Origin of the sequence: Micromonospora sp. D93 (assembly GCF_018070365.1) — a bacterium.
Taxonomy (GTDB): domain Bacteria; phylum Actinomycetota; class Actinomycetes; order Mycobacteriales; family Micromonosporaceae; genus Micromonospora; species Micromonospora ureilytica.
This window is the reverse complement of sequence record NZ_JAGPXW010000001.1, coordinates 99,737-112,768: the sequence shown is the minus strand read 5'-3', so window position 1 is coordinate 112,768 and position 13,032 is coordinate 99,737. Positions and strand designations below refer to the sequence as shown.

Annotated in this window: 9 protein-coding genes; 1 reads left to right on the top strand and 8 read right to left on the bottom strand. The window is 73.0% G+C overall.

The window, feature by feature from the left end:
• Positions 1–44: 44 nt before the first annotated feature.
• The 8 genes from KBX71_RS00480 to KBX71_RS00445 all read right to left on the bottom strand — a co-directional run bounded on the left by KBX71_RS00480 (position 45) and on the right by KBX71_RS00445 (position 8,150).
• Complete coding sequence (locus tag KBX71_RS00480) at positions 45–1,400, bottom strand: hemolysin family protein (RefSeq protein ID WP_210815866.1); 1,356 nt, start codon at positions 1,398–1,400, stop codon at positions 45–47.
• A 181-nt stretch (positions 1,401–1,581) separates the two neighbouring features.
• A complete protein-coding gene (gene mnhG, locus KBX71_RS00475; RefSeq protein ID WP_210816239.1) occupies positions 1,582–1,941 on the bottom strand; it encodes a monovalent cation/H(+) antiporter subunit G in 360 nt (119 codons plus the stop codon).
• Positions 1,941–2,204, bottom strand: coding sequence for a monovalent cation/H+ antiporter complex subunit F (locus tag KBX71_RS00470; RefSeq protein ID WP_030489433.1), 264 nt, complete (start codon positions 2,202–2,204; stop codon positions 1,941–1,943). The genes mnhG and KBX71_RS00470 overlap by 1 nt, the downstream gene beginning before the upstream one ends.
• Positions 2,201–2,812, bottom strand: coding sequence for a Na+/H+ antiporter subunit E (locus KBX71_RS00465; RefSeq protein WP_307846898.1), 612 nt, complete (start codon positions 2,810–2,812; stop codon positions 2,201–2,203). The genes KBX71_RS00470 and KBX71_RS00465 overlap by 4 nt, the downstream gene beginning before the upstream one ends.
• Positions 2,809–4,314 carry a Na+/H+ antiporter subunit D gene (locus tag KBX71_RS00460; protein WP_210815864.1) on the bottom strand — a complete coding sequence of 502 codons (1,506 nt, stop codon included), beginning with the start codon at positions 4,312–4,314 and terminating at the stop codon, positions 2,809–2,811. Before KBX71_RS00460 ends, KBX71_RS00465 begins: the two co-directional genes overlap by 4 nt.
• Positions 4,314–4,793 carry a Na(+)/H(+) antiporter subunit C gene (locus KBX71_RS00455; protein WP_210815862.1) on the bottom strand — a complete coding sequence of 160 codons (480 nt, stop codon included), beginning with the start codon at positions 4,791–4,793 and terminating at the stop codon, positions 4,314–4,316. The genes KBX71_RS00460 and KBX71_RS00455 overlap by 1 nt, the downstream gene beginning before the upstream one ends.
• Complete coding sequence (locus KBX71_RS00450; RefSeq protein ID WP_210815860.1) at positions 4,790–7,624, bottom strand: Na+/H+ antiporter subunit A; 2,835 nt, start codon at positions 7,622–7,624, stop codon at positions 4,790–4,792. Before KBX71_RS00450 ends, KBX71_RS00455 begins: the two co-directional genes overlap by 4 nt.
• Positions 7,625–7,763: 139 nt before the next feature.
• Positions 7,764–8,150, bottom strand: a complete 387-nt coding sequence (locus tag KBX71_RS00445) for a hypothetical protein (protein WP_210815856.1) — start codon at positions 8,148–8,150, stop codon at positions 7,764–7,766.
• Positions 8,151–8,328: 178 nt separating this feature from the next.
• Between KBX71_RS00445 and KBX71_RS00440 the strand changes: the two genes are divergently transcribed.
• Entirely contained in the window at positions 8,329–12,978 is a 4,650-nt protein-coding gene (locus KBX71_RS00440) for an ATP-dependent helicase (protein ID WP_210815854.1), read from the top strand.
• Positions 12,979–13,032: the final 54 nt, after the last annotated feature.

Here is a 13,032-nt window from a genome sequence, read left to right as displayed (position 1 = left end):
TCCTTCATTCGCGACTGCGGGGCTCGCGGGCTCACTTCTCGCGCTCATGCGGTCACCTCGGGTTTGGTCAGCTGCAACCGCACCGAGTCGGCCACGTGCCGGTCCACGGCCAGCACCTCGACAAGCGCCCGGGGTTCCATCTCGTTGTCCTCGCCGTCCGCTCCCTCGGGTTGCAGGCTGATCTCCAGCCGGTCACCGACCTCCGGCACCCGGCCCAGCTCCCGCATCACCAAACCGGACAGGGTGTCGTACTCGGGGGCCTCGGGCAGGGCGATACCGGTGCTGTCGGCGACCTCGTCGATCCGCCAGCGGGCCGGCACCACCCAGGACCCGTCGTCCTGCCGGGCCGGTGCCCGCTCCGGTGGGTCGTCCTCGTCGCGGATCGGGCCGACCAGCTCCTCGGCGATGTCCTCCAGCGTGATGACGCCGGCGAAGCCTCCGTACTCGTCGACCACGCACGCCATCTGCCGGTGCCCCGACCGCAGGCGGTCGAGCACCGTGGGCAGGGGCAACGTCTCCGGCACGAGCAGCGGCGGCCCGGCCACCGCGCTCACCGGGGTGGTGGCCCGCTCCCCCGGGGGTACGCCGAGCACGTCGGCGATGCCGACGATGCCGAGCAGGTCGTCGACGCCCTCCGCACCGCGGACGGGGAAGCGGGAGTGGCCGGTGTCCAGCAGTTCGACCACCCGGCTGACCGGTTCGTGCGCCCGTACGGTGTGCACGTCGACGCGGGGCACCATGGCCTCGCCGGCGGTCAGCTCGCGGAAGTCCAGACCTCGGTCGAGCAGCGTGGACATCTCGGCGTCGAGGCTGCCCTCCTCGCGGGACTCGGCGATGATCTGTTCCAGGTCCGCCGGGGTGGCGCCGCTGGGCAACTCCTCGATCGGTTCGATACCGATTCGGCGCAGCAGACGGACCGATGCCCGGTCGAAGAGCCGGATCAGGGGCCCGGCGACGGCCAGGTAGATCAGGGTGGATCGGCTCAGCGCCCGGGCCAGTTGCACGGCCCGTGCGATGGCCAGGTTCTTCGGGGCCAGCTCACCGAGGACCATCTGCACGATGGTGGCGATGACCAGGGCCAACGCCACCGACAGGGGCAGGCTGACCGCCTCGCTGACGCCGGCGACGCCGAGCAGGTCGGCGAGGCCGCCGCCCAGGTACGGCTCGGCGACGTAGCCGACCAGCAGCGCGGTGACGGTGATGCCGAGTTGGGCGCCGGAGAGCATGAAGGAGAGCCGGCTGGTGACGGTCAGGGCCCGGGCGGCGGCCTGATCGCCGTCATCGGCGAGCTGGCGCAGCTTGCCCCGGTCCACGGCGACGTAGCCGAACTCCTGTGCCACGAAGTAACCGGTGGCGGCAGTGAGAAGAATTATCAGAAGGAGACCAACGACGATCAACACGGGTCGCTCAGGGCTCCCGGGGTCGTCGGTACGGGGATATGCCGGGCACGACCCGGCTGGCTACTGCTGCCCTCCTGGGCAGAAGAGTCGATCATCCCCCTATTTTATCGGCGCTGGCTGGGACTCCGCTGGGGGTGGGCCGAAGGAGCGGATCGTCCGGTTCAGCGGGTGCCGTTGGGCGTCACGCCGGGCCCGCCGGCCCGCCGTCTGGTCCGCGTTCGGCCAGCTCATCGGCGTCGAGCAGACTCCGGTCGAGCCGCCCCGACCGGTACGCGGCCCGCCCGATCATCTGCGCCGCCACCGGCGCGGTCGCCAACTGGAAGACCGCCACCAGCAGGATCATGCCGAGGTCGGCCGGGGACCGCAGCCGCAACGCGATGCCCAGCAGCAACAGGAGCACCCCGAGCACCTGCGGCTTCGTGGCCGCGTGCATCCGGGACAGCGCGTCCGGGAAACGCAGGACGCCGATCCCGGCGGCCAGGGCGAGCAGCGCGCCGGCCACCAGACAACCGGCGCCGAGCCAGTCCGCGATCGTCGCGATCACTGCTGCTCCCGGACGGCGAAGCGGACCAGCGACACCGAGCCCACGAAGCCGAGCAGGGAGAGCACCACGAGCACGGGCAGCGTGGTGGCGTGTCGGTTGACCGCCGCCTCGGCGCCCACCGCGCCGACCATCGTGGCGAGCAGCATGTCCGCGGCGATCACCCGGTCCACCAGCGACGGGCCCCGGTAGAGGCGGGCCAGCGCGAGGAGCGCGGTGACCGACAGCAGTGCGGTGAGGACGACAGCCAGGAACGTGGTCATGGGCGGGTTCCCTTCTCGGGTGAGGCGACGTCGAGGCGGCGCAGTTCGCTGGTGGAGCCGACCGCGCGGATGATGCGCCGCTCGACGGCGAGCGTGCGGTCCCGGGCCACGTCGAGGTCCCCCGGGCCGTGGGTGTCCAGGAAGTGCAGGTAGAGCGTTCCGGAGTCCCGGTCCACCTCGAGGATCAGCGTGCCCGGCACCAACGAGACCGCCTCGGCGGTGAGCGCCAGGTTCAGGTCGGTGGGCACCCGCAACCGGACCGCGATGATCGCCCCGCGCGGTCGGTAGCCGGGCTGCACGGCGATCCGGGCGATGTGCAGGCTCGCGCTGACCAGCTCGACGGCGAACCGGCCCGCGAACACCAGCAGCGCCCACGGCCGTATCCGGCCACCGAAGCTGACCGCCGGCAGCGGGTAGAACATCAGCACGGCCGCACCCACCAGCAGGCCACCGATCAGGTTGGCCCAGTTGATGTCGCCCCAGAGCAGGTTCCAGACCAGCACCAGCCACCCGAGCGCCACCGCCTGGTCCCGCCAGCGCCCGAGCCGGCCCCGCCCCATCACTGCGGGCTCGGGGGTGTCGGGAGCCGGTTCCGGGGAGCCGGTCACGGCACACCGCCCGGTAGCACGGCACGGACGTACGGGGTGCGCAGCCGCAGGTCCTCGGCAGCGTCGGCGGTGACGTCGAAGAGCGGACCGGCCAGCACTGTCAACGCCAGCCCGATGGCGACCAGGGCCACTGTGGCGCCCACCATCAGCCTCGGCAACTGGACGACCGGTTCGCTGGTGGCCAGCCGGGGCGCACGCCAGAAGGCGATGTTCCACACCCGGGACGCCACGTACAGGGTGAGCAGGCTGGTCAGCGTGCCGGCCGCGACCAGCACCCCGGGCAGCGGCCCGCCGGCCGCCACCCCGGCCTGGAGCAGGCCGAGTTTGCCGAGGAAGCCGGAGAACGGTGGCACTCCGGCGAGATTCATGGCCGGGACGAAGAAGAGCACCCCGAGCAGCGGTGCCACCCGGGCCAGCCCGCCGATGCGACGCAGGTCCGTGCTCCCGGCGCGCTCCTCGACGAGCCCGGCGACGAGGAACAGCGTGGTCTGGATGGTGATGTGGTGCACCACGTAGAAGATCGCGCCGGAGAGCCCGGCGGCGGTGCTCAACGCCACCCCGAAGATCATGTAGCCGATGTGACTGACCAGTGTGAACGAGAAGAGTCGCTTCAGATCGGATTGGGCCACCGCGCCGAGGATGCCGATCACCATGGTCAACCCGGCGACGATCATGAGCAGCACGTGGGCGCGCCCACCGGGAAACAGCAACGTCTCGGTGCGGATGATCGCGTAGACACCCACCTTGGTGAGCAGTCCCGCGAAGACGGCAGTGACCGGGGCCGGCGCGGTGGGGTAGCTGTCCGGCAGCCAGGCCGACAGGGGGAAGACCGCCGCCTTGATCGCGAAGCCCAGCAGCAACATCAGCTCCAGGGCCAGTCGGACGCCGTCAGGCAGGTCGTCGAGGCGCTGGGCGAGCTGGGCGAGGTTGAGCGTGCCGGTGGCCGCGTACACCAGACCCACCGACGTCAGGAAGATCATCGAGGAGAGGATGCTGACCACCACGTACGTCGATCCGGTCCGGATCCGGGTCTCGGTGCCACCCAGGGTGATCAGCACGAAGCTGGCGGCCAGCAGGATCTCGAACCCGACGAAGAGGTTGAACAGGTCACCGGCCAGGAACGCGTTGGTGACACCTGCGGTGAGCACCAGGTACGTCGGGTGGAAGATCGACACCGGCGAGCTCTCGCTCGTGTCGCTGCGACCCTGGCCGATCGAGTACAGCAGCACGCAGAGGGTCACCGCCGAGGACACCACGAGCATCAGCGCGGCGAGCTGATCGGCCACCAGGACGATGCCGACCGGCGCCGGCCACGCACCGACCGCCACCACCACCGGCCCGTGCCGGTACGCCTGCACCAGCAGCAGCACCGACACCGTGAGCGTGCCACTCAGACACAGCACGCTGATCGCGCGCTGGAGTCGGGGCTTCCCGGCCAGCAGCAGGGTCAGCGCCGCACCGAGCAGCGGCACCACCACCGGCAGCGGCACCAAATTGCTCATCACGCGTCATCCCCGCGTCGTAGCCGTCGGCGGGCCGGCTCGGGATCGACCTGTTCCGGGTCACCGTTCGGGCCCTCCCCACCGAGGTCGACCGCGCCCACCTCGTTGCGCCTGGCCCGGCGGACGATCTGCCGGTCCTCCAGGTCGTCGGGCGCCTCGTCGTCGCCGGAGAGATACCAGCTCCGGTACGCCACGGCGAGCAGGAACGCGGTGAACCCGAAGGTGATCACGATGGAGGTCAACACCATCGCCTGCGGCAGCGGGTCACTCATCCGCTGCACCGGCGCGGTGCCGACGATCGGCGCCTCGCCCGCCCGCCCGCCCAACAGGATCAACAGGTTCACCCCGTTGCCGAGCATGACCACCCCGAGCAGGATCCGGGTCAGGCTGCGCTCCAACAACAGGATCACCCCGCACCCGACCAGCACCGCGACGGCCAGCACCAGCACCAACGTCGGCCCCGCGGCGCTCGCCGTCATGCCCGGTCTCCCTTGTCGACGGTCAGACCGCCGGTAACCGCTCCGGTGGCCTCGATGTGCCGGTCCACCTCGGCGCCGAGGCTGCGCAGGATGTCCAGCACCAACCCGATCACGACCAGGTACACGCCGATGTCGAAGAAGAGCGACGTGACCAGGTGGGTCTCGCCGATCAGTGGCAGCGGCCGGTCGACCTTGGCGCTCTCCAGCACCGACCCACCGACCAGTAGTGCCACCACGCCACTGCCCACCGACATGGCCAGCCCGGCGCCGAGGATCGCGCCGGCGCCGATCGGGGCCGCCTCGGTCAGCTCGTACCGGCCGCCGGCCAGATAGCGGACCACCAGGGCGAGACCCGCCACCAACCCACCGGCGAACCCGCCGCCCGGCGCGTTGTGCCCGGAGAAGAGTAGGAACAGTGAGAACAGCACAACGGTGTGGAAGATCAGCCGGGTGACGACCTCCAACACGATCGAGCGGCGCTCCTCGTAGAGGGTGGGGCCACCGCGCAGCCACACCGGCCGGCCGCGTCCACCCACCCGCTGGTCCGACTCGGGCCGGCGCGGCCGTGGGCCGGTGCGGGAGCGTTCGAAGATCAGGCTGGCCACCCCGGTCGCGGCCACCACCAGCACCGCCAGCTCGCCCATCGTGTCCCAGGCCCGGATGTCGACAAGGGTCACGTTGACTACGTTGCGGCCGTACCCGTGCGCCACCGCCAGATCCGGGAAGGCGGCGGAGATGTCCGGTGCCCGGCGGGCGCCGACGGCGGTGAGGGCCAGCCCGGCGGCCACCACACCCGCGGCCACCCCGATCACCCGACGGACCCAGCGGGTACGGCGCAGCGGGCGGGCCGAGAACCGCTCGGGCAGGCGACGCAGCACCAGCACGAAGACCGCGATCGTCGAGGTCTCCACCAGAAACTGGGTGAGCGCCAGGTCGGGCGCTCCGTGCAGCACGAACAGCATCGCCGTGCCGTAGCCGGTCATGCCCACCAGCAGCATCGCGGTCAACCGGCGACGGGCGCCGACCGCCAGCACCGCCGCCACCGTGATCACCAACACGACCACCGGTTGCAGCGGGCTGTCCCAGAGCGGTAGCCGGGCCCGCCAGGGGGCGGCGGAGAGCATCGCCGTACCGGGCACCAGCACCAGGGTGACCAGGATGATGCCCAGATACTGCGGCAGGGAGCCCCGCTGGGTCGCGCCGGTGACCTCGATGGCCAGCCGGTCGAACCGGCCGACGACCCACTCGTACCCCTGGTTGCCCCCCACCGGTGACCGGAGCCGGGCCAGCACCGGGGCGAGCGGCCCACGCACGGCGAAGAGCACGCCGCCGCCGACGAGCGCCAGCACGGACAGGCCGAGCGCCGGTGTCGGTCCGGCCCAGAGCGCCAGGTGCGCGTCGACCCCGCCGAGCAGATCGGCGTACGGCCGCAGCAGGTCGTCGAGCACGCTCGCGGCCGGACCGGCGAGCAGACCGGCACCGGCGAGCACCGCGGGCGGGACCAGTAGCGACGCGGCGATCGAACCCGGCGGGACCGGCTCCACGCCCGGCCGGTCGGCGAACGCGCCCCAGAGGAAGCGGGCGCTGTACGCGACGGTGAGCACCGTCCCGGCGACCAGGCCGGTGAGGAGCGCAGGTTGGTCGGTGAACGCCCCGAACACCGCCTCCTTGGCCACGAAGCCGACAAGTGGCGGCACCCCGGCCATCGACGCCGCGGCCAGCACGGCGACCACGAACAGCGTCCGGGACCAGTGCCGCAACCCGGACAGCTCGCGGAGGTCACGGGTGCCGGCTTCGTGATCGATGATGCCGACGACCAGGAACAGCGCCGCCTTGAACAGGGCGTGCGCCAGCAGCATCGCGGTGCCGGCCAGCGCGGCGTCCGGGGTGCCCGAGCCGGTCACCGCCACCAGCAGGCCGAGCTGACTGACCGTCCCGTACGCCAGCAGCAGCTTGAGGTCGGTCTGGCGCAGCGCGGCCCAACCGCCGAGCAGCATGGTCGCCACGCCGGCGACCTGCACCAGTGGCCGCCACGGGCCGACCGTGGCGAGTGCCGGCGCAAGCAGCCCCACCAGGTAGACGCCGGCCTTGACCATGGCGGCGGCGTGCAGGTAGGCGCTGACCGGTGTGGGCGCCGCCATCGCGACCGGCAGCCACGAGCTGAACGGCAGCACCGCCGACTTGGACAACGCGCCGGCCAGGATCAGCAGGACGGCACCCACCAGGTACCCGCCGCCGGGCAGCGGCCGCGCGCTGATCTCCGACCAGCGGTAGGTGCCGGTGTGCTCGCCCAGCATGATGAAGCCGACAAGCATGGCGAGGCCGCCCAGCGTGGTGACTGTCAACGCCTGCGCCGCCGCCCAACGGCTGGACCGCCGTTCGGTGCTGTGCCCGATCAGCAGGTACGAGAAGATCGTGGTCAGCTCCCAGCCGACGTAGAGAAGCAGCAGGTCGTCGGCGAAGACCAGGACGAGCATCGCGCCGGCGAAGGCGACCAGGACCGCGGCGAACTGCGCCAGACCGCTGGAGCCGGCGCTGAAGTAGCGGGCGCTGTAGACCAGCACCAGCGCGCCGACGCCGCCGATCAGCAGCGTCATCAGCCAGGACAGCGTGGTGAGCCGGAACGCGATGTCGAGGCCCAACTGCCGGATCCACGGGTACGTCTCGACCACCGCCCCGCCGTCCGCGACGGCCGGGGTGCGGGCCACCGCCCAGCAGAACGCGGCGGCCGGCGCGAGCGCCAATGGGTAGCACGCGCGCGGACCCCACCAGCGGACGAGCAGGGGCGCGGCGAGGGCCGCCACGAGGTGGAGGATGAGCAGTACCAGCACCTGCGCTCCCGATCGACATGGCCGACGCCCGTGGCAGCGGTGGCGCCTAGCAGCGATCAGACGCCAGTTCGTTCCCCGCCGGGCGGTTTTGCCGGAATTCGCTCGGTAGCCGCCGCGTGGTGCCTGTGCCGGGAGGTGGTCAGCGCAGCAGGGCGTTGTTGAGGGGCTGCGCCTCGTCGAGGGCGGGGTGGTCGCGGCGCGGCTCGGCCAGCAGGTCGGGGCGGCCGAGTTGGCGGGCGACCCGGTCGACCACCCGTTCGGCGGCGGTCAGCGACCGCACCGAGAGCAGGCGGCCGCGGCTCTCGCGACGCAGCACGAAGTAGTGGACGGCGACGCGGACCTGACCCCGATCGGCGGCGCTGGCCTGGGCGGTGCAGAGGACCAGCTCGCGCAGGCAGCGGGCGAGGCGTTCGGCGAGATCGAGCTCGGGGCCGTGCAGACCGGCGCGGAGCGTGGCGAGGTGGCTGTCGACCTTGCGAATCAGCACGTCGGTGCCGCGTGCGACGGTGCGCTGCTCGGCGGCCATCACATCCCCTCACCCCGGTTCGCGTTGGGGGTGAAGTTACTTTATGTTGCTCCTTAGAAGCAAGCAGTTAAGTGAGACTTAACGCATTAAGCGCACGTTCCACGCTTTTTGCCTTTCCCTCGCCCATTCCGTCGTGAGGTCGCTCGTGGATGTCGGACCTGCGGGGCACGATGGACCGGTGACCGGGGCAGACGCAGACGCCGGCGCGGTGCTCGGCGGGTTCGGCCCGGCCACCCGCGCCTGGTTCGACAACGCCTTCGCCGCCCCGACCGCCGCGCAGACCGGCGCCTGGCGGTCGGTCGCCGCCGGTCGCAACGCCCTCGTGGTGGCGCCCACCGGTTCGGGCAAGACGCTCGCGGCGTTCCTCTGGTCACTCGACCGACTCGCCCGCGAGCCGGTCCCGACCGAGGCCCGCCAGCGGTGCCGCGTGCTCTACGTCAGCCCGCTCAAGGCCCTCGCCGTCGACGTGGAGCGCAACCTGCGCGCCCCGCTCGCCGGCATCCGGCAGGCGGCCACCCGGCTGGGCGTCGCTCCACCCGACATCACCGTCGGCATGCGCACCGGCGACACGCCCGCCGACGAGCGACGAGCCTTCGCCCGCACCCCGCCCGACATCCTCATCACCACGCCCGAGTCGCTCTTCCTGCTGCTCACGTCCGCGGCTCGCGACTCGCTGCGCGGCATCCAGACGGTGATCGTCGACGAGGTGCACGCGGTGGCCGGCAGCAAACGCGGCGCCCACCTCGCCCTCTCCCTCGAACGCCTCGACGAGCTGCTGCCCGCCCCGGCGCAGCGCATCGGCCTCTCGGCCACCGTCCGGCCGATCGACGCCTGCGCGCAGTTCCTCGGCGGCGCCCGCCCGGTCGACGTGGTCCAGCCGGCCACCCCGAAGACCATCGAGGTCAGCGTGCAGGTCCCGGTGGAGGACATGACCCGCCTGGACGAGCAGGAACAGCCACCGGAGGACGACCTCGGCGGCCCCGGGCCACGTCGGGCGTCGATCTGGCCGGCCGTGGAGGAGCGTGTCTTCACCCTCATCGGGCAGCACCGCTCGACAATCGTCTTCACCAACTCCCGCCGCAGCGCCGAACGCCTCTGCGCCCGGCTCAATGAGCTGGCCGCCGAGGCGGTGGCCGCCGCGCCGGGCGAGGCCACGATCGGCGTACCGGAGGGGCTGCCAGCGGGCGACGACCCGGCGTCCGACGCGCAGCGCTGGGGTGGCCCCGCCGGTCCGGTGCGCAACCGGCCGCCGGCCGAGGTGATGGCCCAGTCCGGCGCGGCCACCGGCGCGGCGCCCGTGATCGCCCGCGCCCATCACGGCAGCGTCTCTCGGGAGGAGCGCAAGCACATCGAGGAGGCGCTCAAGTCCGGCCAGCTCCCGGCGGTGGTGGCCACCTCCAGCCTCGAGCTGGGCATCGACATGGGCGCTGTCGACCTGGTGGTGCAGATCGAGGCGCCGCCGAGCGTGGCCGCCGGGCTGCAACGGGTCGGCCGGGCCGGGCACCAGGTGGGCGCCGTCTCCCGTGGGGTGGTCTTCCCCAAGCACCGCGGCGATCTGCTCTCCTGCGCCGTGGTCGCCGAGCGGATGACCGCCGGTGCCATCGAGGAACTGCACTACCCGCGCAACCCACTGGACGTGCTGGCCCAGCAGATCGTCGCGATGGTGGCGTTGGAGCCGTGGTCGCTCGGTGACCTGGCCGTGCTGGTCCGCCGGGCCGCGCCCTTCGCCGAGCTGCCCGACTCGGCGTTGCACGCCGTGCTCGACATGCTCTCCGGCCGCTACCCGTCCACCGCCTTCGCCGAGCTGCGCCCCCGACTGGTCTGGGACCGGGCCACCGACCTGCTCACCGGCCGCCAGGGCGCGCAGCGACTCGCGGTGACCAGCGGCGGCACCATCCCCGACCGGGGCCTGTTCGGGGTGTTCCTGGCCGGCGCCGAGCGGGCCGCCCGGGTCGGCGAGCTGGACGAGGAGATGGTCTACGAGTCCCGGGTCGGCGACGTCTTCCTGCTCGGCTCCTCCTCCTGGCGCATCGAGGAGATCACTCCTGACCGGGTGCTGGTCTCGCCCGCCCCGGGGCAGGCAGCGCGCATGCCGTTCTGGAAGGGCGACCAGCTGGGTCGGCCGGTGGAGCTGGGTCGGGCCATCGGCGCCCGGGTGCGCACCCTGCTGCGCCAGACCGACGAGGCGGCGCTGGCCGCGTTGCGCGACGGCGGGCTGGACGACTGGGCCGCCGGCAACCTGATGGCCTACCTGCGCGAGCAACGGGAGGCCACCCGTTCGCTGCCCGACGACCGCACGGTCGTGGTCGAACGCTTCCGCGACGAGCTGGGTGACTGGCGGCTGGCCGTGCACAGCGTGCTCGGTGCCCGGGTCAACGGGCCGTGGGCCCTCGCGGTGGGCCGCCGGCTGGCCGAGCGCTACGGGGTGGACGCCCAGGTGATGCCCTCCGACGACGGCATCGTGGTGCGACTTCCGGACACCGCCGACGAGCCACCCGGCGCCGACGTGGTGATCTTCGAACCGGACGAGATCACCCAGCTCGTGGAGGAGTCGGTCGGCACCTCGGCCCTCTTCGCCGCCCGTTTCCGGGAGTGCGCCGCACGGTCACTGCTGCTGCCGCGCCGCGACCCGCGCCGCCGCCAACCGCTCTGGCAGCAACGGCAACGCGCCGCGCAACTGCTCGACGTCGCCCGCGAGTACGCGGACTTCCCGGTCACCCTGGAGGCCGCCCGAGAGTGCCTCCAGGACGTCTTCGACCAGCCGGCGCTGGCCGGGCTGATGCGTGACCTGGCCACCCGCAAGGTGCGGCTGGTCGAGGTGGAGACCAGCGCGCCGTCGCCGTTCGCGCGGTCGCTGCTCTTCGGCTACGTCGGCGCGTTCCTCTACGAGGGCGACGCCCCGCTCGCCGAGCGCCGCGCGGCCGCACTCGCCCTCGACTCCACACTCCTCGGCGAGCTGCTCGGCCGGGTCGACCTGCGGGAGTTGCTCGACCCGGCGGTGCTCACCGAGACCGACCGGCAGCTGCGGTGGTTGACCGAGCAGCGCCGCCCCCGCGACGCCGAGGACGTCGTCGAGCTGCTGCGGGTGCTCGGTGACCTGAGCGACGCCGAGTTGACCGAGCGGGGTGTGTCGGAGGCGTGGCTCGACGAGCTGGAGGCGACCCGCCGGGTGCTGCGGGTCCGAATCGCGGGCGAGCAGCGCTGGGTGGGCGTCGAGGACGCCGCCCGCCTGCGCGACGCCCTCGGCGTGGCACTGCCGATGGGGGTGGCCGAGGCGTACCTCGCCCCGGTGGCCGATCCGCTCGGTGACCTGGTGGCCCGCTACGCCCGCACCCACGGGCCGTTCGCCGCGGCCAGCTGCGCGGCCCGGTTCGGGCTCGGCGTGTTCGTCGTCGAGCAGGCGCTGCGCCGGCTCGGCGCGACCGGGCGGGTGGTCTCCGGGGAGTTCACCCCGGATTCGGCCGGCGCCCAGTGGTGCGACGCCGAGGTGCTGCGGATGCTGCGCCGCCGTTCACTCGCGGCGCTGCGCCGGGAGATCGAGCCGGTGCCGCCCAGGGCGCTGGCGACGTTCCTGCCCCGCTGGCAGCAGGTCGGCTCGTCCGCCCGAGGTGTGGAGGCGCTCGCCGCCACTGTGGAGCAGTTGCAGGGCGCTGCGGTGCCGGCGTCCGCCCTGGAGCGGTTGGTGCTGCCCGCACGGGTCGCGGACTACTCCCCCGCCCAGCTCGACGAGCTGTGCGCGAGCGGGGAGGTGCTCTGGGCGGGGTCGGGCGCGATCTCCGGGGGCGACGGCTGGGTCACCCTGGCGTACGCGGACGCCGCGCCGCTGCTGCTTCCGCCGCCCGACGAGGCGTTGACCCGCACTCCGCTGCACGACGCGGTGCTGGACGCGCTCGGCGACGGACAGGCCCTGTTCTTCCGCCCGCTGGCCGACCGGGTCGGCTCGACCGACGACGCCACGCTGACCGGGGTGATCTGGGACCTGGTTTGGGCGGGGCACCTCAGCAACGACACCCTCGCCCCGCTGCGCGCGGTGCTCGGCGCCGGCGGTGCCCACCGCTCCCGGCCGTCCGCGCCTCGCACCCGTTACCGGAGGCCCGGTCGGGTGGCGCTGCCGACCCGGGGTGGCCCGCCGACTGTCGCCGGCCGCTGGTCGCGTCTCCCGGACCGGGACCTAGACCCGACCCGACGGGCCGCCGCGCTGGCCGACCTGCTGCTCGAGCGGCACGGGGTGGTCACCCGGGGCGCCGTGATGGCCGAGCAGGTGGTCGGTGGGTTCTCGGCGGTCTACCCGGTGCTGTCGGCGCTGGAGGAGCGCGGCGCGGCCCGCCGGGGTTACTTCGTCGAGGGGCTCGGCGCGGCGCAGTTCGCCGTACCCGGTGCGGTGGACCGGCTGCGCGCGCTGGCCGAGCCGACCGATGGCGCCCGGGGCCGGGGCGCGGTGTCCACGGTGCTCGCCGCGACCGACCCGGCCAATCCGTACGGCGCGGCGCTGCCCTGGCCGGAACGGGTGGTCGACTCCGGCGACGGGGCCGCCCCGGCGACCGGGCACCGGGCCGGCCGCAAGGCGGGCGCGCTGGTGGTGCAGGTCGGCGGCGACCTCGTCCTCTATGTCGAACGCGGCGGCCGAACGCTGCTGTCCTTCAGCGACGACACCGACACGCTCGCCGCGGCCGGCAAGGCGCTCGCCGACGCCGTCCACTCCGGGGCGTTGGGCGCGTTGTCGGTGGAGCGGGCCGACGGCGAGACGGTGCACTCCTCGCCGTTGCGGGACGCGCTGACCACCGCAGGCTTCCGGGCCACCCCCCGCGGTCTACGCCTGCGCGGCTGACGCCAGGGCCCCGCCGAGGGCAATCCCGGACAGAGCCTGATGTCTGTGAGTCAT

Bases quoted from the DNA above. Each gene is read 5' to 3' on its own strand.
- KBX71_RS00470 (WP_030489433.1), bottom strand. From the start codon at position 2,204: ATGACCACGTTCCTGGCTGTCGTCCTCACCGCACTGCTGTCGGTCACC.
- KBX71_RS00460 (WP_210815864.1), bottom strand. From the start codon at position 4,314: ATGAGCAATTTGGTGCCGCTGCCGGTGGTGGTGCCGCTGCTCGGTGCG.
- KBX71_RS00455 (WP_210815862.1), bottom strand. From the start codon at position 4,793: ATGACGGCGAGCGCCGCGGGGCCGACGTTGGTGCTGGTGCTGGCCGTC.
- KBX71_RS00445 (WP_210815856.1), bottom strand. From the start codon at position 8,150: ATGGCCGCCGAGCAGCGCACCGTCGCACGCGGCACCGACGTGCTGATT.